This is a genomic window from Aeromicrobium massiliense JC14 (assembly GCF_000312105.1).
Classification (GTDB): Bacteria; Actinomycetota; Actinomycetes; order Propionibacteriales; family Nocardioidaceae; genus Aeromicrobium; species Aeromicrobium massiliense.
In genome coordinates this window covers 313,284-336,656 of record NZ_HE978637.1, presented here as the reverse complement: position 1 = coordinate 336,656, position 23,373 = coordinate 313,284, and the positions used below count along the sequence as shown (strand labels likewise).

Below are 23,373 nucleotides of genomic sequence, written 5' to 3'. Positions count from 1 at the left end.
CGACGAGCGTCCTTCCCCGTGAGCCGGCGGCGGCGTGTGACCCCGCTCACCTGTCACAGTCCTCCCATTACCTGTCGGTAACGACTCTTCGGGGGAAGACACCATGACCAGACGCCCACTCCTGCGCACCGGCATCGTCGCCGTCGCCGCCGCGATGCTCGCCTCGCTCACCACGTCGGCGCAGGCCGCCGACGACCTGCCCTCCTTCTACCAGGCGCCGGACTCCCTGCCCGCCGGCGACGGCACGGTCATCCGCACCGAGGCGATCCGTTACCTGCTCGACCCGGCCGGCGTCAGCGACGTCGCCTACACGTCCAAGCGGATGCTCTACACCTCGCGCGACCGCACCGGCGAGCGTCACGCGATCTCCGGCTCGGTCATCGTCCCGAAGGCGGCCTGGAAGGGACCGGGCACGCGTCCGGTCATCGGCTACGCGGTCGGCACCCAGGGCGTCGGCGACACCTGCGCGCCGTCGCGCCAGTTCAGCGAGGGCATCGAGTACGAGGGCCTGTTCATGGCCGGCCTGCTCAAGCGCGGCTACGCCCTCGCCGTCACCGACTACGAGGGCCTCGGCACCGCGGGCGCCCACACCTACATGGACCGCGTCTCCCAGGGCCAGGCCGTGCTGGACGCCGTGCGCGCCGCGCAGCGCCAGGACTGGACCGGTCTCAGCGCGTCCAGCCCCGTCGGCATCTACGGCTACTCCCAGGGCGGCGGCGCCGCAGCGTCGGCGGCCGAGCTCGCCGGGTCGTACGCGCCCGAGCTGAAGGTGAAGGGCACCGTCGCCGGCGCCGTGCCGGCCGACCTGAGCGTGCTGCCCGGCGTCCTGGACGGTTCGCTGTACGCCGAGTTCCTCTGGTTCGCGGTCAGCGGCCTGACCGACAGCTACGACATCGACCTCAACCCCTACCTCAACGCGCGCGGCCAGCAGTTCCTGGCCGACGCGTCCAACGACTGCGTCTTCGACCTGTTCAACGCCTCGTTCAAGCAGTCCAAGGACTTCACCGTCGACGGCTCGACCCTGGGCGACCTCATCGCCCGCGAGCCGTTCCGCACGATGATCGACGACCAGCGCATCGGCCGGATCAAGCCCAGCGCCCCGGTGCTGCTGACCCACAGCGTGCTCGACGACGTCATCCCCTACCGCACCGGACGCCAGCTGGCCGTCGACTGGTGCGCGCGCGGGGCGAACGTCCGGCTCAGCACCAACGCGAGCCCGCTGCACGTCGGCGGCATCCTCAACAACGCCACGGAGGTCTACGGCTTCCTCGAGGCCCGGCTGGCCGGCAAGCCGGCGCCGTCGTCCTGCTGGCGGCTCTAGCCGCAGGACGACGAAGGGCCCCGGCGAGCGGTTCGCCGGGGCCCTTCGTCGTCGTCAGATCTTCGAGCGCCAGAGCAGGTACACGAAGTACGGCGCGCCCACCATCGCGACCATGAGGCCGGCCGGCATCTGCGCCGGGGCGATGACGGTGCGGCCGATGACGTCGGCCAGGGCGACGAGCGTCGCACCGAGCAGCATCGCCACGGGCACGCTGCGCGAGTGCCGTCCGCCCACCAGCGCGCGCGCGGCGTGCGGCGCGACCAGGCCGACGAACCCGATGACGCCGACGGCCACGACGCTCGTCGCGGCCAGCAGCGCGGCCGCGGCGAGCACGACCAGCCGGACGCGCTCGAGCGGCACGCCGACGACCCGCGGGCTGTCCTCGTCCAGCGTCAGCAGGTCGAGCTCGCGACGCACCGCCACCGCAAGCGGCACGGCCAGGACGAGCACGACCGCCACGGGGGCGACCTGCTCCCAGGCGCGTCCGTACGTGGTGCCCGAGAGCCAGGTGAAGATCTGCGGGGTGTTCCACGGGTCGGCGCGCACCAGCAGGTACGTGGTCAGCGCCGTCGTGCCGTACCAGGTGCCGATGCCGATGAGCACGAGCCGGTCGGCGTCCAGGCCGCGGCGCCAGGCCAGCGCGTAGACGAACGCGAAGGCCACGAGCGCCGAGACGCACGCGGCGACGAGCGTCTGCGTGGTCGAGCTCGCACCCATCTGGGTCACGACCAGCACGGCACCCAGGCCGGCGCCGCCGGTGATGCCCAGCAGGCCCGGCTCGGCCAGCGGGTTGCGGCAGGTGGCCTGCACCAGCGAGCCCGACAGCGCCAGCGCGGCTCCGGCCAGCAGGGCCGCGGCGACCCGCGGGGCCCGTTCGGAGAAGGCGAAGTCGATCGGTGCCGGGGCCGAGCCGGACAGCCACAGGCCGAGGTCGCCGACCAGGTACCAGGTCTCGCCGGCGAGCATCCCGACCAGCACCATCGCGACGACGGCGACGACCGAGACGGCGGCGACGACGGCGAAGCGACGGGTACTGCGCAGGCCGACGCCGCCGGCCGCGGGCTGACGGGTCGGGCCGGAGTCACGGCTGCTGCGGGCCAGCGCGATTATCATGATCGCGCCGAGCACCGTCGTGGTGACGCCGGTGGGCACGGCCAGCGCGGACTCCGCGCCGATCAACGCCCGGATGCCCGCGTCAGCGAGGACGACGGCGACGGCGCCGACGAGACCGGCCGCCGGGATGAGCACGAGGTGGCGGCTGAGCCCGGGCACCGCGCGGGCGATGAGCCGCACGATCACCGGCGAGAACAGGCCGACGAAGCCGATCGGGCCGGCGAGCGTCACCGCCGCGGCGGTCAGGACGACGGCCAGGACGGTGCCGACGGCGCGGGTCGAGCGCACCGGCACGCCGAGCACGGCGGCGGTGTCGTCGCCCAGGCCGAGCAGGTCCATGCGGCGCGAGATGAGCAGGCCGCCGAGCGCGGCGAGCACGATGACCGGGGCGGCCTGCTCGAAGCCGTCCAGGCTGATCTGCGTGAGCGATCCGTTGCCCCAGGCGAACAGGCTCGTGGTCTCCTGCGCGAACAGGATGAGCAGGGTCGACGTCGCCGCCTGCAGGCCCATGGCCACGGCCGAGCCGGCCAGCACGAGGCGGGTCGTGGACGTCCCCGCTCCCCCGGCCAGCGCGAGCACGAGGCCCGCGGCGAGCAGGCCGCCGGCGAAGGCGACCGCGCCGGACGACCACAGCGGCAGCGTCAGGCCGAATGCGGCGACCGTCGTCACCGCGAGGTAGGCACCGGCGGTGACCGCGAGGGTGTCGGGCGAGGCCAGCGCGTTGCGAGACAGCGACTGGAAGATCGCGCCCGCGACACCGAGCGCGAAGCCGACCGCGACGCCGGCGGCCAGGCGCGGCAGGCGCGAGCCCATGAGGACGTCGCGGGTGGTCGCGTCGTGGCCGTCGCCGCCCAGCAGCAGGCTCACGAGGTCGCGCACGCCGACGCCGGACGTGCCCTGGGTCAGGTGCCAGGCCCCGACGGCCACGAGGGCGGCCACCAGCGCGACGAGCACGCCGGCCGTGCCCAGCCGGGCGCCGAGACCGACGCGCGGCAGCCCGCCCGGCTCCTCGGAGGGAGCCGGGCGGGTCGCCGAGTCGTGCACCTGGACCATGTGATCAGTCGGTCAGCAGGTCGACGTAGGCGTCGACGATGGCCTCGGCCGAGCGCGGGCCACCGAACGTCCAGATGCCCGACGGGAAGGCGTAGGCGCGGTCCTCCTCGACCGCCGGCAGCGAGGTCCAGATGTCGTTCTTCTGGAGCAGCTCGTTGATGTCCTCGGACTCGGGGTCCTCGGTGCCGGTGTAGAACAGGTTCGCGTCGCCGACGGCGGTCATGCCCTCGACGTCGGTCTGGCCCAGGCCGTAGGCCGGGTCGACCTCGCCGGTCCAGGCGTTCTCCAGGCCGAGCGCCTCACCGACCTCGCCCATGAGCGAGCCCTGCCCGAACGGACGCAGGCTGACGTTGCCGCCCTGCGCGTAGCCGTCGAAGTACACGAACTTCTTGTCGGCGGCGTCCAGGTCGGCCAGCGCCTTCTTGCCCTCGGCGAGCGTGTCCTCGAAGTCGGCCTTGACGACCTCGGCGCGCTCCTCGCGGCCCGTGGCCTGCGCGATGAGGTCGAACGTCGCGTTCATCTGCTTGATCGGGTCAGCGCCGTCAGCGCCCTTGGTGGCGAGCACCGGGACGTCCTGCTTCTCCAGCTGCTTGATGATCTCGTCCTCGGCGGTGTACGCCTCGATGATGATCAGGTCGGGGTTGGCGCCGTAGAGCGCGTTGAGGTTGGGCTCGCCGCGCGTGCCGATCTCGGTGTACTCCGCAGGCAGCTTCTCGGCCTCGTCCCACAGCGTGAAGCCCTTGCCGTCGGAGACGGCGACCGGGTTGACGCACAGGCTGAGGACGTCCTCGGTCTGCTGCCACTCCAGCACGGCGACCCGCTCGGCGGGCTTGTCGAGCTCGACCTTGCGACCGAAGGAGTCGGTCAGCGAGACCGGCTCGGTCGACGTCGTGGTGCTGTCGTCGCTGCACGACTCCGAGGTCGAGGCGGCCGGCTTGGCGTCGTCCTCGGCGTCGGTCGTGCCGCACGCGGCGAGGAGGGCGGGGAGCGTGACGGCCGCGACGGCGGCGCGCACGAGTCGGTTGTTCATCGGTTCCTTCGGGGTGGGACGACCGCGCTCAGCGCTGTCGCAGGTGGTGGCGGCCGCGCGGCTCGACGCGCAGGCGGCCCGTCTCGGGGGACGTGCTGACGTCCACGGGCAGGCCGTAGACGGACTCGACGTGCGCGGCGGTGAGCACGTCGACCGGGTCGCCGGCGGCGACGACGCGTCCGGCGTGCAGCAGCACGACGTGGTCGGCGACCGCAGCGGCCTGGTTGAGGTCGTGCAGGACGACGCCGACGGCGGTGCCGCGGTCGGCGAGGTCGCGCACGAGGTCGAGGGTCTCGACCTGGTAGCGCAGGTCGAGGTGGTTGGTGGGCTCGTCGAGCAGGACGACGTCGGTGTCCTGGGCCAGGCAGGTGGCCAGCCAGACGCGCTGCAGCTCGCCGCCGGACAGCTCGTGGGCGCCCTTGTCGGCCATCGGCGCGACGCCGGTGATGTCGAGCGCGTCGTCGATCGCGGCCCGGTCGGCGTCGGTGAGGCCGGCGAAGCGCTTGCGGTGCGGGTGGCGGCCGAACGCGACGACCTCGCGCACCGACAGGCCGGACGGGTGCGGACGCGACTGCGACAGCAGGGTCACCTGGCGGGCGAACTCGCGCGCGCTCATGGCCTGAGCGTCGAGCGCCTCGCCCTCGCGGTCGAGCCGGACGTCGCCGGACTCGGTCTCGTGCAGGCGGGCCAGCGAGCGCAGCACGGTGGACTTGCCGCTGCCGTTCGGGCCCACGAGCGCGGTGACCTGACCGGGGGCGAGCCGGACGGAGACGCCGTGGACCACGACGGAGCGCTGGTAGGCGAGGACGAGCGCGTCGCCGCTCAGAGCCGTGGTCACGAGAGGTGAGGCTACCCTAAGCGTCACGCCCCTGGACAGGGGCCCGGAATCCTGGACGTCCGCCGAGCGTTGGGGCAGGCGTGACCAAGAACATCGGGTTCCTCTCCTTCGGCCACTGGACGCCGTCGCCGCAGTCGGCGACGCGCTCGGCCGCCGACACCCTGCTGCAGTCCATCGACCTGGCCGTGGCCGCCGAGGAGCTGGGCGCCGACGGCGCCTACTTCCGCGTGCACCACTTCGCCCGCCAGCTCGCCTCGCCGTTCCCGCTGCTGGCCGCGGCCGCTGCGCGGACGAGCCGCATCGAGCTCGGCACCGGCGTCATCGACATGCGGTACGAGAACCCGCTCTACATGGCCGAGGACGCCGGCGCGGCCGACCTCATCTCCGGCGGGAGGCTGCAGCTCGGCGTGAGCCGGGGATCACCGGAGCAGGTGATCGACGGCTACAAGTACTTCGGCTTCGAGCCGCCGGAGGGCATGAGCGACGCCGACATGGCGCGCGGCCACACCCAGGTGCTCCTGGAGATCCTCAAGGGCGAGGGGTTCGCCGAGCCGAACCCGCGCCCGATGTTCCCCAACCCGCCGGGCAACCTGCGCATCGAGCCGCACTCCCCCGGCCTGCGCGACCGCATCTGGTGGGGCGCCGGCTCCCGCGCGACCGCCGAGTGGACGGCCGAGCAGGGCATGAACCTGATGAGCTCGACCCTGCTCACCGAGGACACCGGCGTGCCGTTCCACGAGCTGCAGGCCGAGCAGATCCAGCGCTTCCGCGACGCCTGGAAGAAGGCCGGGCACGAGCGCACCCCGCGCGTGTCGGTCAGCCGCAGCATCTTCGCCCTGGTCGACGAGCGCGACCACGCCTACTTCGGCGGCTCCGGCGGCGACGACCAGGTCGGCTTCCTCGAGGGCGGCAAGGCCCGCTTCGGCAAGACGTACGCGGCCGAGCCGGACCGGCTGATCGAGCAGCTGCGCGAGGACTCGGCCGTCGCCGAGGCCGACACGCTCCTGCTGACCGTCCCCAACCAGCTCGGCGTCGACTACAACGCCCACGTCATCGAGAGCATCCTCAAGCACGTCGCGCCGGCCCTCGGCTGGCGCTGAGCGTGGCCGAAGAGGCCCGGCCGGCCGGCGGACCTCCGTCCGGGACGGACCTCGCCCGGACGGGCGCCGGCGTGATCCGCGAGGCGTCCTTCCCGCAGGACGGTCCTTCCGTGTCGTCGCTGCTGGACGCTTATCTCCGTCAGACCGAGACGGAGAAGGCCGAGCACGGCGTCGCCCCACGGGCCGCCGACCTGCCCGAGCGGTACGCGCGGGAGGTGGATCGTCCGGCCGAGGCGCTCGCCGGGATGCGTGTGCTGGTGGCCAGCGTCGACGGGGAGGACTGCGGCATCGCCGTGGTGTCGGGCTCACCGGCACGAGGGTCGGAGATCAAGCGATTCTGGACGACTCCGCCGGCACGCGGTCATGGCCTGGGTTCAGCGCTCCTGGCCGAGGCGCTCGGACAGGCGGCTCGGCCCGTCCGGCTCTCGGTCTGGGAGTGGCGAGACCCGGCGATCCGGATGTACCGACGGCTCGGGTTCGCCACGGCCGAGCGGTGGGACGACCGGGAGCGGCTCGTGTGTCTCGAGCTGGACTGACCACCCCTGGGAGCGGTGAGCCGGCAACCGTCTGAGGCCCTCATTCGGTTGGTGGCTCACCGCTCGCCGGGCGCGCGGCCCTTCGACCGGCTCGGCGTGCAAACCTCAGTCGACGACGATGACGTGCAGGGTGCGGGGGCCGTGGACGCCCTCGACCCGGTCCAGCTCGATGTCGCTCGTGGCGGACGGGCCGCTGATCCAGGTCTGCGGACGCGAGGGGTCGAGCAGCGCGATCGCGTCCGGCACGTCGACGACGACCTGGTCGGCGCGGACGACGCACACGTGCCAGTCGGGCACCAGCGTGATCGCGCGGCGGCCCTGGCCCTGGCCGTGGTCGAGCACGATCGTGCCGGTCTCGGCGATGCCGACGCGGGCCTCGGTGACGACCGCGACCGTCGAGTCGAGCTGGTACGGGGTGAACGTGCCGTCGTCGGCGACGGCGCCGGGCACCTCGAACGACAGGTCGGCGGGCACGACGACGCGTCCGTCGCCCGGAGGCAGCGCGGCGGCGACGGCCGCGGCCAGGCCGGCGGACGTCGTGCGCACCACCTCGGCGCGGTAGTCGGCGACGCGCTCGGCGAACAGGCCGACGACGTCGTCGACCGGCGTGATGCGCGGCGCGACCGGCGGGGCCGGCACGTGGTCGACGTCCGACAGCGCCGCGCGGACGCGGCCCAGGATCTCCTCGCGAGCGCTCACTTGCGGCCTCCGTCCGTGCGCTTCCACCAGCGGCGGAAGGACTCCTGCGGCGCGTCCGGCAGGTCGCGCGTGTCCGTCCACTTCTTGACGCCCACGCGGCGGGCCAGCCTGATGCCGACGCCGGTGAACCGCTCCCCCGCGCCCAGCAGGCGTGAGCGCGAGAGCGCCACGGCAGCGCCCTTGAACGCGACCGCCTCGGGCTTGGGCACGCCACCGCGGTGCGCGTCGACGACCTTGGCCCGCTGGTCGACCAGCACCGAGGGGATGTCGATGCGCACGGGGCACACCTCGAAGCACGCGCCGCACAGCGACGACGCGTAGGGCAGCGAGTCGACCTGGTCGTCGTGCCCGACGCCCTTGAGCAGCGGGTTGAGGATCGCGCCGATCGGGCCGGGGTAGACCGAGCCGTAGGCGTGGCCGCCGGTGCGCTCGTAGACCGGGCACACGTTGAGGCAGGCCGAGCAGCGGATGCAGCGCAGCGCCTGGCGTCCGACCTCGTCGGCGAGCGCGTTGGTGCGTCCGTTGTCGAGCAGGACGACGTGCACCTCCTGCGGGCCGTCGCCGGGGGTGACGCCCGACCAGGTGGACGTGTACGGGTTCATCCGCTCGCCGGTGGACGAGCGCGGCAGCAGGCGCAGCAGCGGGTCGAGCTCGTCCCAGGTGGAGACGACCTTCTCGATGCCGACGACCGACACGAGCACCTCGGGCAGCGTCAGGCACATGCGTCCGTTGCCCTCGGACTCGACGACCACGAGCGTGCCGCTGTCGGCGACGGCGAAGTTCGCGCCCGAGACACCGACCTTGGCGCGCAGGAACTTCTCGCGCAGGTGGGCGCGGGCGGCCGCGGCCAGCACCGCCGGCTCGTCGGTCAGGTCGGCCGGCGCGGGACGTCCGGCCTTGGCCATGCCGTCGAGGAAGATCTCGCGGATCTCGGCCCGGTTGCGGTGGATCGCCGGCACCAGGATGTGGCTGGGCAGGTCGTCGCCGAGCTGGACGATGAGCTCGGCCAGGTCGGTCTCCCAGGCGGCGATGCCCTCCTCGGCGAGCGCCTCGTTGAGCCCGATCTCCTGGGTCAGCATCGACTTGACCTTGACCACCTCGTCGGCGTCGTGCGCCTTGACGATGTCGGCGACGATCCGGTTGGCTTCGGCCGCGTCGCGGGCCCAGTGCACGGTCGCACCGTTGGCGGTCAGCGACGCCTCGAGCTTCTCGAGCTGGACGTCGAGGGTCCGCAGCGCGGCCTCCTTGACGCCGGCCCCGGCCAGGCGCAGCTCCTCCCACTGCTCGACCTCGCCGACGACGGCGGCCCGCTTGGCCCGGATGGTGCCCGTGGCGTGCGCGAGGTTGTGCCGCAGCTGGGCGTTGCCCAGGGCCTCCTTCGCCGCCGTGGGGAACTTGGGCATGCCCACGAACGTCCCGGCGCTCACGACCGCACCTCCGTAGAAGGAACAAGAGCGTACGGAGTCACGGTCGTGACGATCCCTTCGGTCGCTCGCTGGCGCTCGTTCATCGCACGACCCCCAGCTGGAGGGACTCGGTCGAGGCGAGGATCTCGGCCAGGTGGACGGTGCGGACGCCGGCCTTCTCGCGGGTCATGAGCCCTCCGATGTGGGTGAGGCAGGAGTTGTCGCCGGCGACCAGCACCTCGGCGCCGGTCTCCAGCACGTGGCGCACCTTGTCGGTGCCCATCGCGACGGACGTGTCGGAGTTCTTCACCGCGAACGTGCCGCCGAAGCCGCAGCACTGGTCGTCACCGGGCAGGTCGACGAGCGTCAGGCCGCGGACGTTCTCCAGCAGCCGGCGCGGCCGGTCGCCGACGCCGAGCATGCGCAGCGAGTGGCACGTCGGGTGGTAGGTGACGGTGTGCGGGTAGTAGGCGCCGACGTCGGTCACGCCCAGCACGTCGACCAGGAACTCGGAGAGCTCGTAGACCTTCGGGGACGTCTCGGCGACCGCACGCTCGAGCCCGGCGTCGCCCGAGCGGCGGGCCACGATGCCGTGCTGGTGCCGGGCCGACCCGGCGCACGAGCCGGACGGCGTGACGATCGCGTCGTAGCCGGCGAAGGCGTCCACGAACGTCCGCACGACGGGCACGGCCTCGTCGAGGTAGCCGGTGTTGACCATGGGCTGCGCGCAGCAGGTCTGGGCCGCCGGGAAGTCGACCTCGACCCCCAGCCGGCGCAGCAGCGCGACGACGGCCTGGCCGGTGCCGGGGTACAGCGCGTCGTTGATGCACGTGACCATCAGGGCGACTCGCACGGGACCACCTCCTGCATTAAAACGTTTCAATCCCACTGTACCGTGACAGCGGTCACCCCGGTGAGCCGCTTCGGCCCACCGGGGTGACGTGTCGTGACGGCGCCGGTCAGCGCACGCGACGCTCCACGTACGGCACCAGCCGGACGGGGCCGACGAGGCCGTACGCCTGGCGCGGCGAGCTGCCGTAGACCGCCGGCGTCACGGTGCGCAGGCGGTTGAGCAGGGTGCTCGCGACCTCCACCTCGATCGTGTTGCGGCCCTTGCGCAGGTGGTCGCCCAGGTCGACCGTCGTGTCGAGCATGTCGGCCGGCGCGAGCCGCTTGCCGTTCACCCGCACGCGGAAGGTGTCGTTGACCTCGCCGAGGTCGAGCACGGCGCCGTCCTCGTTCGTCCAGTCCTTGCCCAGGTCGACCGTCGTCCGGTAGGTGCCGACGCCCGAGACGTCCTCGAGGCCGGGCACCTGCGACCACGGCGCGAGAGCGTCCAGCTTCACCTTGCGCACCGGCTTGACCGTGGTGAACGCGTCCTTGCCCGGCTGCCAGTCCTCGACCGCGAGGTCCCAGGACGTCAGCGCGATCGGCTCGCGCACGCGTCCGACCGTCGTCCGCACGACGCGGCCGTCGGCCAGCGTGGTGCTGACCGTGCCGGCGACGTCGGCGCGGACGACGAGCTGGTTGCCGTCGACCCGCAGCGCGGATCCGGTCGTGGCCGACGCCGCCAGCTGACGGCCGCGGGCCGGGGCGAGCGCGATGACCGTGCTCTGCCCGGGCAGCAGGTCGACCCGCACCCGCACCCGGTCGCCCTGGCGCTCCCACAGCGCCACCGGCGTCGCCTCGCCGCTCCACGCGTCCAGCTGCACCGGCACGGCGTCGCGCCGGGTCGAGGTCAGCCACACGTCCTGGGTCACGCGGGTCAGGCGGCGGTTCTCGGCGTGCTTGGCGTTGGCCAGGAAGTACAGGTCGACGTCGCCCTCGACCCGGCGCAGCGACATGACCGTGGACGTCTCGTGGCTCACGTCGGGCGTGACGCCGAGCGCGTCGAGCGCGGTCGGGATGTCCGCGTCGGCCGGGGCCGCCGCGGTCGTCGGCAGCGCCGCGATCTGCGCGACCAGCGCGCGGACCTTCTCGGTCTCGCCCGGCTGGGCCAGCCCCACGACGTCGGGCTTGCTCCAGTCGCCGTGCAGCACGATCGGCAGCCCGGCCCGGCCGAGGGCCAGCACCTTGCGGGCGGTCTCGACCGCGATGGTCGCCTCCTTGCCGCGGAACTGGTCCGGGCCCACGATCATCACCTTGTAGGCCGGGCCCTTCGGCGCCAGCCGTCCGTTGCGGACGGTCGCCAGCGGCAGGTCGAGCAGCGCCGGCGTGGCGAACGAGTGGGTCCAGCCGACCGGGATGCCGCTGTTCGTCGCCCACGCGGCGCCGATGCCGGTGGACGTCCAGCCCTTCTGGCGCAGGAAGACGATGTCGTACTTCGGCGTGCCGGTCTGCAGCACCAGCTGGCTGCGGTTGAGGTAGTCGGCGACGTCGCGCACGTGCTCCCAGGTGGGCGTGCGCGGGCCCCACGCCTCGCCGTAGCCGACGGCGCCGCTGTAGTACGGCGAGAAGGCGGCGAAGCCGGGCCACGAGACGCCGGGCGCCTCGCGGTACGCGAAGCCGTGCAGCATCGCCCGGTTCACGCCGGCGACGAAGATGCTGTTGATCGTCTGCAGCGCCCGGTCCCACGTGGTGTTGTAGGCCGCGCCGAAGTAGCAGGCCGCCTCGCACGAGAGCAGCGTCCGGCCGCCCATGTCGCGGCCGCCGGCCATGACCCGGTAGTCGTCGAGGTTCTTGAAGCCGAGCGACTCGGTCTCCGGGACGTCCAGGAGCGCGGCGTGCTCGACCGTGTCGGTCTCCAGGCCGTACGGCTGGACGCGCAGGCCCATGCCCAGGCCCTTGGCGAAGCGCTGCAGCACCTTGAGGTGGTTGTCGCGGTACAGGTCCGAGAGCACCTGGTTGAAGTCGTCGCGGACCCGCGTGGTGGTGACCGCGTCGTAGGCGAACAGGTACTTCTCGTGCACCTCGAGCACCACCGGAAGGAACGGCAGCAGGTCGTACCCGGCGCGCTTGCGGAACTCCTCGAGCATCCGCGGCGTCCAGATGGTCGCCTCGGTCTCGATCTCCAGCGAGTCCTCGAACAGGTTGCCGCCGGCCTTGCGCAGCAGGCTGCGCAGCTCCCGGTTGAGGACCTTGTCCTCCCACAGGTCGATGACGGCCTGCGAGCCCGCGGCGCTGAAGTGGTCGACGACCCACGACTTGGGGTTGGTGTGCGGTCCGGCCTCGGGCTCCTGGCCCGAGCCGCGACGCCAGTAGGCCAGCACGGCCCACGTGCCCGAGCCCGCCGGCGCGGTCCAGACGAGGCGGTCGCCCGTGACCGACTTCGTCAGGTCGACGAGCGAGGCCGGGTCGAGCGTGGCGATGCCCTTCGCCTCGGCGGTCACCTGGTAGGCCTGCACGGCCACGAGCGTGCGCTTGGTGACGCCGTCGGTGGCGGGCACGGCCGGCTCGGGCACGACGTCGTCGTACGCCTGGCCGGCGGTGACGTCCACGCGCCCGTGCACGAGCTCGGTGCAGGCCGCGTCGTCGTCGGGGGTGATCGTCGAGACGGCGGCGGGCCACGAGGGACCGACCGTGATGTCGATGGTGACGCCGCGGCGGGCGCCCTGACGCAGCGCGGCGGTGACGCCGGCCACCCACGCCTTGGTGCCCCAGCCCTGCCGGTCGAGGTCGATCTCGATGTTGCGCGCGCGCAGGCTGTGCGTCACGTCGGCGATCTCGAGGTGGCCGAAGCCGGCGTCGGCGACCTGGTCGACCTCGCGGGCGACCTCGCGCGGGTCGACCGCGCCGTGCGGCCACCACCAGCGGAAGCCGGCGCCGGTCTCCAGGCCCGGACGCTCGAAGGCGCGGGCGAGGCCGCGCGGCAGCCCGTTCGCCGAGGTGCCGAGCCCGGCCCCGACCCCCTTGCCGGTCTGCTTGGCCGCGGCGACCAGCGGGTCGCCCGCGACCACGGCGGCACCCGCCGTCACGGCGGCGGCACGGAGCAGCGTGCGTCGCTGCATCCCGCCCTGGCCTCGTCCTTCGGCGTCCTGCTGCGTGCCTTTGGTGCCCTCGTCCGGCATACGTCCCCCTGTGGGTTGAATCGATTCACAGGACTGTAACCGGGGTCACATCCGTCGATCCATCCTCTGGCCGGAAGTGGCCACGAGCGGTGTCGCGAGGGTCAGATGCGCCCGTGCCGGACGGCCAGCACGACCGCCTCGATGGGGCTCTGGACCTCGAGCCGGTCGCACACGTCACGCAGCCGGCGCCGCACGGTGCGCTCGGAGACGTCCAGCCGCGTGGCGGTGCCCGCGGCGGTGTGACCGTCGGCCACGAGCCGCAGCAGGTGCAGGTCGGACGCGTCCAGCGTCGCCAGACGCTCGGCCGGACCGGCTCCCGTCGCGCGGGGGTTCGTGCTCATCGCGGTGACGTCACCGCGGCGCGGACCCGGCGCTCGGCCGCGTCCCAGTCGAGCCCGCTGCGGGGCTCGTAGCGGACCAGGTCGTGGGTGCGGCGCACGAGGTCGCGCATCGCCGCGAGGTCGGGCAGGTCGGCGCCCAGCGTGCGCGCCTGCACCAGGGCGTTGCCCAGCGCGGCGGCCTCGGCGGGGCCGGCCAGCACCGGACGCTCGCAGGCGTCGGCGGTCAGCTGGCACAGCAGCGTGTTCTGCGAGCCGCCGCCGACCACGTGGACGACGTCGACGTCCTCGCCGGCCAGCTCGCAGGCCTTGCGGACGTGGCGCCGGTACGCCAGCGCCAACGAGTCGAGCACGCAGCGCACGAGCTCGCCCGGGGTCGAGGGCACCGGCTCCCCCGCCCGCTCGGCCAGCGCCCGCAGCCGGGCCGGCATGTCGCCGGGCGGCAGCAGGCTGGGGTCGTCGATGTCGACGACGGTGCGGAGCGCGGGCACCTGCGCGGCCTCGGCCAGCAGGCTGGCGAGCGAGACGTCGCGGCCCTCGCGCTCCCAGGCCCGGATCGACTCCGAGAGCACCCACAGGCCCATGACGTTCTTGAGGAAGCGGATCGTGCCGTCGACGCCGCCCTCGTTGGTGAAGTCGGCCTCGCGGGCGGCCTCGGTGAGCACGGGCTCGTCGAGCTCCAGCCCGACCAGCGACCAGGTGCCGGACGACAGGTAGGCGAAGCGCTCCTGCCCCGCGGGTACCGCGACCACGGCGGACGCGGTGTCGTGCGAGGCGACGGAGACCACCGGGACGTCCAGCGCGCCGATCGTCTCCCCCACCGACGGCAGCACGCGGCCGACGACCGTGCCGGCGTCGTGCAGCGGGGGCAGCAGCGAGGCCGGGATGCCGAGCCGCTCGCACAGCTCGAGCGCCCATGAACGGCTCGTCGCGTCGTACACGCCGGTGGTGGACGCGTTGGTGCGCTCGGCGCCGACGTGGCCGGTGAGCCAGTAGGTCAGCAGGTCGGGCACCAGCAGCAGCGAGCGCGCGGCCTCGAGCGCGGCGGTGCCGCGGGCGGCGACGAGCTGGTAGACGGTGTTGAACGGCAGGTTCTGCAGGCCGGTGACGCCGTACAGCTCGGCCGGCGGCACCGTCGCGGCGACCTGCTCCGCGACCCCGTCGGTGCGGGAGTCGCGGTGCGAGAACGGGGTGCCGAGCAGCTGCCCGTCAGCGTCCAGCAGGCCGTAGTCGACGGCCCAGGAGTCGATGCCGATGCCGTCCAGCGCTCCCCCGGCCGCCACCCGGCGGACGCCGTCGACCACCTCGCGGTGGATGCCGACGACGTCCCACAGGAGGGCGTCACGCACCCGCACGCCGCCGTTGGCGAAGCGGTGCTCCTCGGTCAGCTCCAGGCGGTCCGGGGCGATGGTGGCCGCCATCACCCGTCCGCTGGTGGCGCCGAGGTCCACCGCCGCGACACGCAGCGGCGTGCGGGCGGCGCTCATCGCAGGAACGCGGCGGCGACGCCGGCGTCGACCGGGACGTGCAGACCGGTCGTGTGGGTCATGTCCGGGCCGCAGAGCACGAAGACCGCGTTGGCGATGTGCTCGGGGAGCACCTCGCGCTTGAGGATCGTGCGCTGCGCGTAGAACTTGCCCAGGTCCTGCTCCTCCACGCCGTAGACCGCGGCGCGGTTCGCGCCCCAGCCGCTGGCGAAGATGCCCGAGCCCTGGACGACGCCGTCCGGGTTCACGCCGTTGACCTTGATGCCGTGCTCGCCGAGCTCGGCGGCCAGCAGGCGCACCTGGTGGGCCTGGTCGGCCTTGGCGGCGCCGTAGGCGACGTTGTTCGGGCCCGCGAAGACGGAGTTCTTCGAGGAGATGTAGACGATGTCGCCGCCGAGCTTCTGCTCGATGAGCACCTTCGCCGCCGCCTTGGACACCAGGAACGAGCCCTTGGCCATGACGTCGTGCTGCAGGTCCCAGTCCTTCTCAGTGGTCTCGAGCAGCGAGCGCGAGAGCGAGAGGCCGGCGTTGTTGACGATGAGGTCCACGCCGCCGAAGGCCAGCACGGCCTCGTCGATCATGGCCTGCACCTTCTCGGCGCTCGAGACGTCCACGTGGACGCCGACCGCGACGTCGGACGAGCCGATCTCCGCGGCGGTGGCCTGGGCGTTCTCCAGCGACAGGTCGGCGATGACGACGCAGGCGCCCTCGGCCGCGAGCTTCTTGGCCGTCGCCTTGCCGATGCCGGACGCGGCGCCGGTGACGAGCGCGACGCGGGTGGCGAGCGGCTTCGGCTTCGGCATCCGCTGGAGCTTGGCCTCCTCCAGCGCCCAGTACTCGATGTTGAACTTCTCGGCCTCGTCGATCGGGGCGTACGTCGACAGGCCCTCGGCGCCACGCATGACGTTGATGGCGTTGACGTAGAACTCGCCGGCGACGCGGGCGGTCTGCTTGTCCTTGCCGAAGCTGAACATGCCGACGCCCGGGACGAGCACGACCAGCGGGTCCGCGCCGCGGATGGCCGGCGAGTCCGCCGTCGCGTGACGGTCGTAGTAGGCCTGGTAGTCGGCGCGGTAGGACTCCGACAGCTCGTGCAGGCGGGCGATGGACTCCTCCACCGTCGCCGTGGCGGGCAGGTCGAGCACGAGCGGCTTGACCTTGGTGCGCAGGAAGTGGTCCGGGCAGCTGGTGCCCAGCTCGGCCAGGCGCGGGTGCTCGGCGCGGGCCACGAAGTCGAGGACGGCTTCGGAGTCGTTGAAGTGACCCACCATCGGGCGGTCGATCGAGGCGATGCCGCGGATCGTCGGGGCCAGCGCGGCCGCCTTGGCGCGACGCTCGGCCCCGCTCAGCGGGGCGTAGCCGTCGAGCACGGGGCCGAACGGCTCGGCCTTGCTGTGCTCGGCGATGTAGGCGGCCGCCGTGTCGATGATCCACAGCGAGTTCTTCTCGGCCTCGTCGCTGGTGTCGCCCCAGGCGGTGATGCCGTGGCCACCGAGGATGCAGCCGATCGCCTGCGGGTTCTTCTCCTTGATCGCAGCGATGTCGAGACCGAGCTGGAAGCCCGGACGACGCCACGGCACCCACACGACCTTGTCGCCGAAGATGGAGGCGGTCAGGGCCTCGCCGTCGGCGGACGTCGCGATGGCGATGCCCGAGTCCGGGTGCAGGTGGTCGACGTGCGCGGCCGGCACGAGGCCGTGCATCGCGGTGTCGATCGACGGCGCGGCACCACCCTTGCCGTGCAGGCAGTAGTCGAACGCGGCGACCATCTCGTCCTCGCGCTCGACGCCCGGGTAGACGTCGACGAGCGAGCGCAGGCGGTCCAGGCGCAGGACGGCCAGGCCCTGCTCCTTGAGCGTGCCGAGGTCTCCGCCGGAGCCCTTGACCCAGAGCAGCTCGACCTCCTGGCCGGTGACCGGGTCGGTCTCGGTGCCCTTGGCGGACGTGTTGCCGCCGGCGTAGTTGGTGTTCTTGGGATCCGCGCCCAGGCGGTTCGACCGCGCGATGAGCTCGGCTGCCGTCGGGTTGGTCATCAGTTCCATCCTGCCTGCGTACCGCCCACGCGGTCCGCCTCGATCTGCTCCTGGTAGCCGCTCTCGAGGTAGGCCCGCATCGGGTTCGCGGGCAGGCCTCGCTCCTCGCGCCACGTGGCGAGGTCGGCGCGGACGTCGGTGTAGAAGGCGTCCATGAAGATCTCGTTGGCCAGCAGGACGTCGCCGTCCTCCTGCGCCTTGGTCAGCGCGTCACGGTCGACGAGCAGCGCGCGCGCCGTCATCTCCTGGACGTTGAGCACCGAGCGGATCTGCCCGGGGATCTTCTTCTCGATGTTGTGGCACTGGTCGAGCATGAAGGCCACGCCGCTGTCCGCGTCGAGGGCGCCGCCGCGGACGCACTCGACCATGATGCGGAAGAGCTGGAACGGGTCCGCCGAGCCGACGATCAGGTCGTCGTCGGCGTAGAAGCGGCTGTTGAAGTCGAACGAGCCGAGCTTCCCCAGGCGCAGCAGCTGGGCCACGATGAACTCGATGTTGGTGCCGGGCGCGTGGTGGCCGGTGTCGAGGCAGACCATCGCCTTCTCGCCGAGGGCCGCCACCTGCACGTACGACGTGCCCCAGTCCGGGACGTCGGTGTGGTAGAACGCCGGCTCGAAGAACTTGTACTCGAGCACGAGACGCTGGTCGTCGCCGAGCCGGTCGTAGATCGTCCGCAGGCTCTCGGCCAGGCGGTCCTGGCGGCCGCGCATGTCGGCCTGGCCCGGGTAGTTGCTGCCCTCGGCCAGCCAGATCTTCAGGTCCTGCGACCCGGTGGCGTGCATGATCTCGATGCAGGCCAGGTGGTGGTCGATCGCCTTCTGGCGGACCGCCTTGTCGGTGTGCGTCAGGGCGCCGAGCTTGTAGTCGTCGTCCTGGAAGGTGTTGGAGTTGATCGTGCCCAGGCCCACGCCCAGGTCGGCGGCGTACGAGCGCAGCGCCGAGTAGTCGTCCACCTGGTCCCACGGGATGTGCAGCGCGACCGTCGGGGCCAGGCCGGTGAAACGATTCACCTGGGCAGCATCGGCGATCTTCTCCTGCACCGTGCGGGGCGTGCCCGGGGTGCCGAAGACCTTGAACCGGGTGCCGGAGTTGCCGTAGGCCCACGACGGGACCTCGATCGCCTGGCCCTCGAGGAGCGGCGCAATCTGCTGGAACGTTGTCATCTCACTTCGTCTCTGTGCTGGTGTTCGCGGCCGCGAGCTGGTCCTCCAGGTGGAAGACCTCCTCGAGCTCCTGGAAGCCCTCGTCGGGCGCCTGGTCCTGGTCCTCGAAGAGGTCGCCCATCTCGGCCTGCCAGCGCGCGTTGACCTCGCGCGCGGCCATGGCGGCCTGGGCGGCCTCGAGGGACTCGGTCTCGAGGTAGCCGATGAGCAGCCCGTCAGGGCGGAGGAACAGCGAGTAGTTGTGCCACCCGGTCTCGTGCAGGGCCTGCAGCATCTCGGGCCACACCGCCGCGTGGCGGCGCTTGTACTCCTCGATGCGGTCGGGCCTCACCTGGGAGTGGAAGCACACCCGTCTCATCTGTTCCTCGTTCCTGGGGTCGTGCCTGCCGGGACCTGGAGGGACCCCGGCAGGCACGGGTCCAAAGTGACGGCTCGACTCAGAAGTCGAAGTCGTCGATGTTCTCGGCGGTGAAGACGAAGGGCTCGCCCAGGAGCACCTCGCCCTTGTCGCCGACGGTGTACTCGCCGAGCTTGCCGGCCTCGAAGGTGTCGCCCTTCTTGCCCTCGATGTCGCCGTCGATGAGCGCCTTGGCGGCGAACGCGGCCAGGTAGCCCAGGTCCTCCGGGTTCCACAGCGCGAACTCGGTGACGGTGCCGTTCTTGACGTACTCACGCATCTGGTTGGGGGTGCCCAGACCGGTCAGCGCGACCTTGCCCTTCGACTTGGACGTCGAGAGGTAGCGGGCGGCCGCCGCGATGCCGACGGTGGTCGGCGAGACGATGCCCTTGAGGTTCGGGTGCGACTGCAGCAGGGCCGCGGTCTTGTCGAACGACGTCTGGTCGTCGTCGTCGCCGTAGACGGTGTCGACGAGCTTGATGTTCGGGTGGTTCGCCTCGAGCTCGGCCTTCATGAGCTCGATCCACGCGTTCTGGTTGGTCGCGTTGGCCGCGGCCGACAGGATCGCGATCTCGCCGGCGTCACCGATCTGCTTGGCGATCAGGTCGACCTGCGCCTTGGCGATGCCCTCGGACGACGCCTGGTTGACGTAGATGTCGCGGCAGTCGGCCTCGGTGTCGGAGTCGAACGTCACGATCTTGACGCCCGCGTCGCTGGCCTCGCCGAGCGCGTCGCAGATGGCCTTGGGGTCGTTGGCCGAGACGACCAGCGCACCCACGCCCTGCTGCGCGGCGGTGTTGATGAAGGGCACCTGCGCGTCCGGGGTGGCGGTGTCGGGACCGACCTCCTCGAACTTTCCACCGAACTCCTCGACGGCCTTCTTGCCGCCGGCGTCGCTGGTGTCGAAGTACGGGTTGCCCAGGTTCTTCGGCAGGAAGGTGACCGAGGCGTCGCCGCCCCCGTTGCCGCTGTCGCCCTCGTCGTCCGAACCGCAGGCGGTCAGCGCGAGGCTGGCGGTGAGGGCGAGCGCGGTGAGCGCGGCCGTCCGCCGGTTGATGAACTTCATCGTTCTTACCCTTCTGTCGTGCTGCTGGTGCCGGACTGAGCCCGGCCGGTGGAGGGGCGGGAGCCCCGTGTCCTCGAGCGGACCTGGCCCGAGACCCAGCCGAGGAGGTTCGTGGAGATCACCGAGAGCACGAGGAGCACTCCGATGACGATGTTGATGACGTTGACCGTCTGGCCCTCCAGGCGCATCGCGCTGGAGATGACGCCGATCAGCAGGACGCCGGCGATGACGCCGTGGAGCGCCCCGCGTCCGCCGAAGATCGACACGCCGCCCAGCAGGACGGCCGCGATCACCTGCAGCTCCATGCCGTTGGCGTTGTCGCCGCGGGCGCTGCCGAAGCGCAGCGTGAAGTAGACGCCGGCCAGGGCCGAGACCGCACCGGCCAGCAGGAAGAGCCACAGCTTGGTGCGGGCCACGTCGACGCCGGCGAACTGCGCGGCTTCGTCGTTCAGGCCGATGTCGTAGACACCGCGGCCGAACGGCGAGAAGTGCAGCAGCAGGACGAAGCCGATGAGGAGCACCAGGAACGGGATGAGGATCATCGGGTAGGGCTGGCCCTCGATGATGCGCTCCTTGGACAGGTCGGTCCACTTCTCGGGGAAGTCGGTCTTCGCCGTCGTGCCGAGGATGCCGACCGCGATGCCGCGGTACAGCGCGAGCGTGCCGATCGTGACGGCCAGCGACGGCAGCCCGACGTACGCGACCAGGAAGCCGTTGAAGGCCCCGCAGACCGCGCCGACCGCGATGGCGATGAGCGCCGCGACCGGGACGGACAGTCCGCCGTCCTGGACCAGGACACCCACGAGGACGCTGGACAGGCCCACCACGCTGGCGACCGACAGGTCGATCTCGCCGGTGATGATGATGAGCGTCATTGGCAGCGCGATGAGCAGCAGCGGCGCGACGTCCAGGAACAGGTAGTACAGCGTCAGCGGGCTGTCGAAGTTGGCGACGTTGCCCATCGACCACGCGTACACCGCGATGACCAGGGCGATGATCGCCATCTCACGGGTCAGCAGGACGCGCTTCCACCACGGCTGGGCGTAGGCGTCGTACGTGCGCGCCTGTCCCTCGGGACGGGTGAGGACGGGGGTGCTCATGCGTGGTCCCTCTCTTCCACGAGCTTGCGTTCCTGGCGGGCCGAGAGCACCCGGTCCAGGACGATCGCGCCGATGATCAGGGCGCCGACGACGGCACGCTGCCAGAAGTCCTGGATGCCGATGACCGGCAGGGCGCGGTTGATGGTGATGAGCAGGAACGCGCCGATGGCCGCGCCCCACACGGTGCCCGCGCCGCCGAAGATGGCGACGCCGCCGATGACGGCCGCGCCGACCGCCTGGAGCTCGATGCCCATGCCGGCGCCGGAGCTGACCGTGCCGTAGCGGGCGGCGTAGACGACACCGGCCAGGCCGGCGAGCGCGCCGGACAGCACGAAGGCGGACAGGACGCGGCGGGTGACCGGCAGGCCGTACAGCGTCGCGGCGTCCGGGTCGGAGCCGATCGCGTACAGCTCGCGGCCGCCGCGGTGGCTGTGCAGGTAGTAGCCGACGATCGCCAGCACGACGAGCGCGATGATCGTGAGGATCGGGATGCCCAGGATCGAGGACGTGCCCAGGTCGAGGAAGCCGCTCGGCATGTCCGAGGCGGTGATGCGGTCGCTGCCGGCCCACGACAGGAAGATGCCGCGGTAGATGTACATCGTGCCGAGCGTGATCACCAGCGCCGGGACGCGACCGAAGGCGACCAGCACGCCGTTGACCAGGCCCAGCACCGCGCCCATGGCCAGGCCGGCCGCGAAGACCGCCACGATCGGCAGGTCGGGGTAGGTCGAGAACAGCTTGCCGGTCAGGTAGGCGGTCAGGCCGAGCGTGGAGCCGACCGACAGGTCGACGCTGCGGGTGATGATGACGGCCGTCTGGCCCACCGCGAGCAGCAGCAGGATGGACGGGGTCACCAGCAGGTCGCGGAAGTTGTCGCCGCCGAACAGGAAGCTGGGGCTCTTGAGCGTCGTGAGCAGCACGACCAGCACCAGGACCGCGGCCACCGCGATCTCGCGCGAGCGCAGGGCGTTGCCCAGGCCGCGCACGAGGGCGCTCTGGCGCGACCCCGTGTCCGGACGGTGCGCTTCGGTCGTCGTGCTCATGCCTTGATCTCCTCGGTGGTGCTGGCGCCACGGGTGGCGGCGTGCATGACCTTCTCGGGCGTCGCCTCGGCGCGGTCGAGCTCGGCGGTGATCTGGCCCTCGCACACGACGAGGACGCGGTCGGCCATGCCGAGCACCTCGGGCAGCTCGGAGCTGATCATGAGGATCGCCATGCCCTGGCCGGCCAGCTCGGAGAGCAGCCGGTGCACCTCGGACTTGGTGCCGATGTCGATGCCGCGGGTGGGCTCGTCGATGATCAGCAGCTTGGGGTTCGTCGCCAGCCACTTGGCGATGACGACCTTCTGCTGGTTGCCGCCCGACATCGTCGAGGCGGCCATGTCGAGGGCGTTGGTCTTGACCTCGAGCTTGGACGCCCACGGCCCGGCGGCCTTGTTCTCGGCGCCGGAGGTCAGCAGCCCGGCCTTGGTGAGCCGGCGGCGGATGACCGAGCCGATGTTGCGGGCGACGGACTCCTCGACGACCAGGCCCTGCTTGCGGCGGTCCTCGGCGACGAACGCGATGCCCGAGCCGATGGCCGCGCGGGGACGGTTCGCCGGGACGGGCTTGCCGTTCATCGTGACCGTGCCGGCGGCGTACTTGTCGACGCCGAAGACGGCGCGGGCGATCTCGCTGCGGCCGGCGCCGACGAGGCCGGCCAGGCCGACGATCTCGCCGGCGCGCACCTGGAAGCTGACGTCGTGGAAGGTGCCGGCGGCGCTGAGCCCCTGCACGTCCAGGACGACGTCGCCGATCGGGGCGGGCGTCTTGGGGAACAGCTCGGCGACCTCGCGACCGACCATGAGGGCGACGAGCTCGTCGTTGGTGGTCTCGGCGATCGCGTTCGTGCCGACGTACTCGCCGTCACGCATGACCGTGACGGTGTCGCACAGCGCGAAGACCTCGTCGAAGCGGTGCGAGATGAACACCAGGCCGCGACCCTCGTCGCGCAGGCTTCGGGCGATGGTGAACAGGCGCTCGACCTCGACGCCGCTCAGCGCCGCGGTCGGCTCGTCCATGATCAGCAGGCTCGCGTCGAGCGAGATGGCCTTGGCGATCTCGATGACCTGCTGGTCGGCGATGGACAGGCCGCGGGCCGGACGGCGCGGGTCGATCTGCACGCCGAGGCGCTCGAACAGCGACAGCGCCTCCTCGTGCATGCGGCCGCGGTCGATGCGGCGGCCGGCACCCAGCGGCTGGCGGCCCATGAAGATGTTCTCCGTGACCGACAGGTCGGGGAACAGCGTCGGCTCCTGGTAGATGACCGCGATGCCCGCGGCCTTCGACGCGGCGGTGGAGCCGAAGTCGACGTCCTCGCCCTGGAAGCGGAAGGTGCCGGAGTCGCGGCGGTGCACGCCGGCGACGATCTTGACCAGCGTCGACTTGCCGGCGCCGTTCTCGCCGATCAGCGCGTGGATCGACCCCGCCTGGACGGCGAGGCTCCCGGAGCGCAGCGCAGCGACCGAGCCGAAGGACTTGCGGACGTCCTGCAGCTCCAGCACCGGGGTGGTGGCGGGGGCCGGACCAGCCATGCATCGCTCCTTTGAAACGTTTTAATCGAGCACGGGAAATGTATGTGACCGCCATCACGGACGTCAACCGCCCAGACGAACCAATTTGTCGCGAGTCGGCAATCTGCCCGTCAT

Annotated in this window: 19 protein-coding genes; 3 read left to right on the top strand and 16 right to left on the bottom strand. The window is 71.9% G+C overall.

Annotated elements, in window-relative coordinates:
* Positions 1 to 103 precede the first annotated feature (103 nt).
* Positions 104 to 1,321, top strand: coding sequence for a lipase family protein (locus tag HGAM_RS08810; RefSeq protein WP_019145120.1), 1,218 nt, complete (start codon positions 104 to 106; stop codon positions 1,319 to 1,321).
* A gap of 54 nt (positions 1,322 to 1,375) precedes the next feature.
* Here the strand turns inward: HGAM_RS08810 and HGAM_RS08805 are convergent, their stop codons facing one another.
* From HGAM_RS08805 to HGAM_RS08795, 3 genes are read right to left on the bottom strand one after another with little or no spacing between them, the layout of a single operon-like run.
* On the bottom strand, positions 1,376 to 3,487 hold the full coding sequence (locus HGAM_RS08805) for an iron ABC transporter permease (RefSeq protein ID WP_019145119.1): 2,112 nt from the start codon (positions 3,485 to 3,487) through the stop codon (positions 1,376 to 1,378).
* Between the two features lie 4 nt (positions 3,488 to 3,491).
* On the bottom strand, positions 3,492 to 4,517 hold the full coding sequence (locus HGAM_RS08800; protein ID WP_019145118.1) for an ABC transporter substrate-binding protein: 1,026 nt from the start codon (positions 4,515 to 4,517) through the stop codon (positions 3,492 to 3,494).
* A gap of 28 nt (positions 4,518 to 4,545) precedes the next feature.
* On the bottom strand, positions 4,546 to 5,355 hold the full coding sequence (locus HGAM_RS08795; protein ID WP_019145117.1) for an ABC transporter ATP-binding protein: 810 nt from the start codon (positions 5,353 to 5,355) through the stop codon (positions 4,546 to 4,548).
* Positions 5,356 to 5,435: 80 nt separating this feature from the next.
* On the opposite strand from HGAM_RS08795, the gene HGAM_RS08790 reads away from it, so the two are divergent.
* Positions 5,436 to 6,455 carry an LLM class flavin-dependent oxidoreductase gene (locus HGAM_RS08790; RefSeq protein WP_019145116.1) on the top strand — a complete coding sequence of 340 codons (1,020 nt, stop codon included), beginning with the start codon at positions 5,436 to 5,438 and terminating at the stop codon, positions 6,453 to 6,455.
* A gap of 110 nt (positions 6,456 to 6,565) precedes the next feature.
* Positions 6,566 to 6,991 (top strand): GNAT family N-acetyltransferase, encoded by a 426-nt coding sequence (locus HGAM_RS08785; protein ID WP_218915271.1) that lies wholly within the window; start codon positions 6,566 to 6,568, stop codon positions 6,989 to 6,991.
* A 105-nt stretch (positions 6,992 to 7,096) separates the two neighbouring features.
* On the opposite strand, the gene HGAM_RS08780 is transcribed toward HGAM_RS08785, so the two are convergent.
* The 13 genes from HGAM_RS08780 to HGAM_RS08720 form a co-directional block, all read right to left on the bottom strand.
* A complete protein-coding gene (locus tag HGAM_RS08780; RefSeq protein WP_019145114.1) occupies positions 7,097 to 7,690 on the bottom strand; it encodes a LutC/YkgG family protein in 594 nt (197 codons plus the stop codon).
* Positions 7,687 to 9,117, bottom strand: a complete 1,431-nt coding sequence (locus tag HGAM_RS08775; protein WP_019145113.1) for a lactate utilization protein B — start codon at positions 9,115 to 9,117, stop codon at positions 7,687 to 7,689. The genes HGAM_RS08780 and HGAM_RS08775 overlap by 4 nt, the downstream gene beginning before the upstream one ends.
* Positions 9,118 to 9,196: 79 nt before the next feature.
* On the bottom strand, positions 9,197 to 9,934 hold the full coding sequence (locus tag HGAM_RS08770; RefSeq protein WP_019145112.1) for a (Fe-S)-binding protein: 738 nt from the start codon (positions 9,932 to 9,934) through the stop codon (positions 9,197 to 9,199).
* A gap of 121 nt (positions 9,935 to 10,055) precedes the next feature.
* Positions 10,056 to 13,043, bottom strand: a complete 2,988-nt coding sequence (locus tag HGAM_RS18520) for a glycosyl hydrolase (protein ID WP_019145111.1) — start codon at positions 13,041 to 13,043, stop codon at positions 10,056 to 10,058.
* A gap of 161 nt (positions 13,044 to 13,204) precedes the next feature.
* Entirely contained in the window at positions 13,205 to 13,444 is a 240-nt protein-coding gene (locus HGAM_RS08760; protein WP_019145110.1) for a helix-turn-helix domain-containing protein, read from the bottom strand.
* Positions 13,441 to 14,928 (bottom strand): rhamnulokinase, encoded by a 1,488-nt coding sequence (locus tag HGAM_RS08755; protein WP_019145109.1) that lies wholly within the window; start codon positions 14,926 to 14,928, stop codon positions 13,441 to 13,443. The genes HGAM_RS08760 and HGAM_RS08755 overlap by 4 nt, the downstream gene beginning before the upstream one ends.
* Entirely contained in the window at positions 14,925 to 16,961 is a 2,037-nt protein-coding gene (locus tag HGAM_RS08750) for a bifunctional rhamnulose-1-phosphate aldolase/short-chain dehydrogenase (protein WP_019145108.1), read from the bottom strand. The genes HGAM_RS08755 and HGAM_RS08750 overlap by 4 nt, the downstream gene beginning before the upstream one ends.
* Positions 16,961 to 18,124 carry an L-rhamnose isomerase gene (gene rhaI, locus HGAM_RS08745; protein WP_019145107.1) on the bottom strand — a complete coding sequence of 388 codons (1,164 nt, stop codon included), beginning with the start codon at positions 18,122 to 18,124 and terminating at the stop codon, positions 16,961 to 16,963. The genes HGAM_RS08750 and rhaI overlap by 1 nt, the downstream gene beginning before the upstream one ends.
* Position 18,125: 1 nt before the next feature.
* The gene (locus HGAM_RS08740; RefSeq protein WP_038951674.1) at positions 18,126 to 18,482 is read right to left on the bottom strand and encodes an L-rhamnose mutarotase; all 357 of its coding nucleotides are present in this window, start codon (positions 18,480 to 18,482) and stop codon (positions 18,126 to 18,128) included.
* 79 nt (positions 18,483 to 18,561) lie between these two features.
* Positions 18,562 to 19,587 carry a rhamnose ABC transporter substrate-binding protein gene (gene rhaS, locus HGAM_RS08735; RefSeq protein ID WP_019145105.1) on the bottom strand — a complete coding sequence of 342 codons (1,026 nt, stop codon included), beginning with the start codon at positions 19,585 to 19,587 and terminating at the stop codon, positions 18,562 to 18,564.
* A 5-nt stretch (positions 19,588 to 19,592) separates the two neighbouring features.
* Positions 19,593 to 20,687: an ABC transporter permease gene (locus tag HGAM_RS08730; RefSeq protein WP_019145104.1), complete on the bottom strand. Its 1,095-nt coding sequence runs from the start codon at positions 20,685 to 20,687 to the stop codon at positions 19,593 to 19,595.
* On the bottom strand, positions 20,684 to 21,730 hold the full coding sequence (locus tag HGAM_RS08725; protein ID WP_019145103.1) for an ABC transporter permease: 1,047 nt from the start codon (positions 21,728 to 21,730) through the stop codon (positions 20,684 to 20,686). The genes HGAM_RS08730 and HGAM_RS08725 overlap by 4 nt, the downstream gene beginning before the upstream one ends.
* The gene (locus HGAM_RS08720) at positions 21,727 to 23,259 is read right to left on the bottom strand and encodes a sugar ABC transporter ATP-binding protein (protein WP_019145102.1); all 1,533 of its coding nucleotides are present in this window, start codon (positions 23,257 to 23,259) and stop codon (positions 21,727 to 21,729) included. Before HGAM_RS08720 ends, HGAM_RS08725 begins: the two co-directional genes overlap by 4 nt.
* Positions 23,260 to 23,373: the final 114 nt, after the last annotated feature.

Coding starts and splice junctions, on each gene's coding strand:
- HGAM_RS08810 (WP_019145120.1), top strand. CDS start 104: ATGACCAGACGCCCACTCCTGCGCACCGGCATCGTCGCCGTCGCCGCC.
- HGAM_RS08805 (WP_019145119.1), bottom strand. CDS start 3,487: ATGGTCCAGGTGCACGACTCGGCGACCCGCCCGGCTCCCTCCGAGGAG.
- HGAM_RS08800 (WP_019145118.1), bottom strand. CDS start 4,517: ATGAACAACCGACTCGTGCGCGCCGCCGTCGCGGCCGTCACGCTCCCC.
- HGAM_RS08770 (WP_019145112.1), bottom strand. CDS start 9,934: ATGGTCACGTGCATCAACGACGCGCTGTACCCCGGCACCGGCCAGGCC.
- HGAM_RS18520 (WP_019145111.1), bottom strand. CDS start 13,043: ATGCAGCGACGCACGCTGCTCCGTGCCGCCGCCGTGACGGCGGGTGCC.
- HGAM_RS08760 (WP_019145110.1), bottom strand. CDS start 13,444: ATGAGCACGAACCCCCGCGCGACGGGAGCCGGTCCGGCCGAGCGTCTG.
- HGAM_RS08755 (WP_019145109.1), bottom strand. CDS start 14,928: ATGAGCGCCGCCCGCACGCCGCTGCGTGTCGCGGCGGTGGACCTCGGC.
- HGAM_RS08750 (WP_019145108.1), bottom strand. CDS start 16,961: ATGACCAACCCGACGGCAGCCGAGCTCATCGCGCGGTCGAACCGCCTG.
- rhaI (WP_019145107.1), bottom strand. CDS start 18,124: ATGACAACGTTCCAGCAGATTGCGCCGCTCCTCGAGGGCCAGGCGATC.
- HGAM_RS08740 (WP_038951674.1), bottom strand. CDS start 18,482: ATGAGACGGGTGTGCTTCCACTCCCAGGTGAGGCCCGACCGCATCGAG.
- rhaS (WP_019145105.1), bottom strand. CDS start 19,587: ATGAAGTTCATCAACCGGCGGACGGCCGCGCTCACCGCGCTCGCCCTC.
- HGAM_RS08730 (WP_019145104.1), bottom strand. CDS start 20,687: ATGAGCACCCCCGTCCTCACCCGTCCCGAGGGACAGGCGCGCACGTAC.
- HGAM_RS08725 (WP_019145103.1), bottom strand. CDS start 21,730: ATGAGCACGACGACCGAAGCGCACCGTCCGGACACGGGGTCGCGCCAG.
- HGAM_RS08720 (WP_019145102.1), bottom strand. CDS start 23,259: ATGGCTGGTCCGGCCCCCGCCACCACCCCGGTGCTGGAGCTGCAGGAC.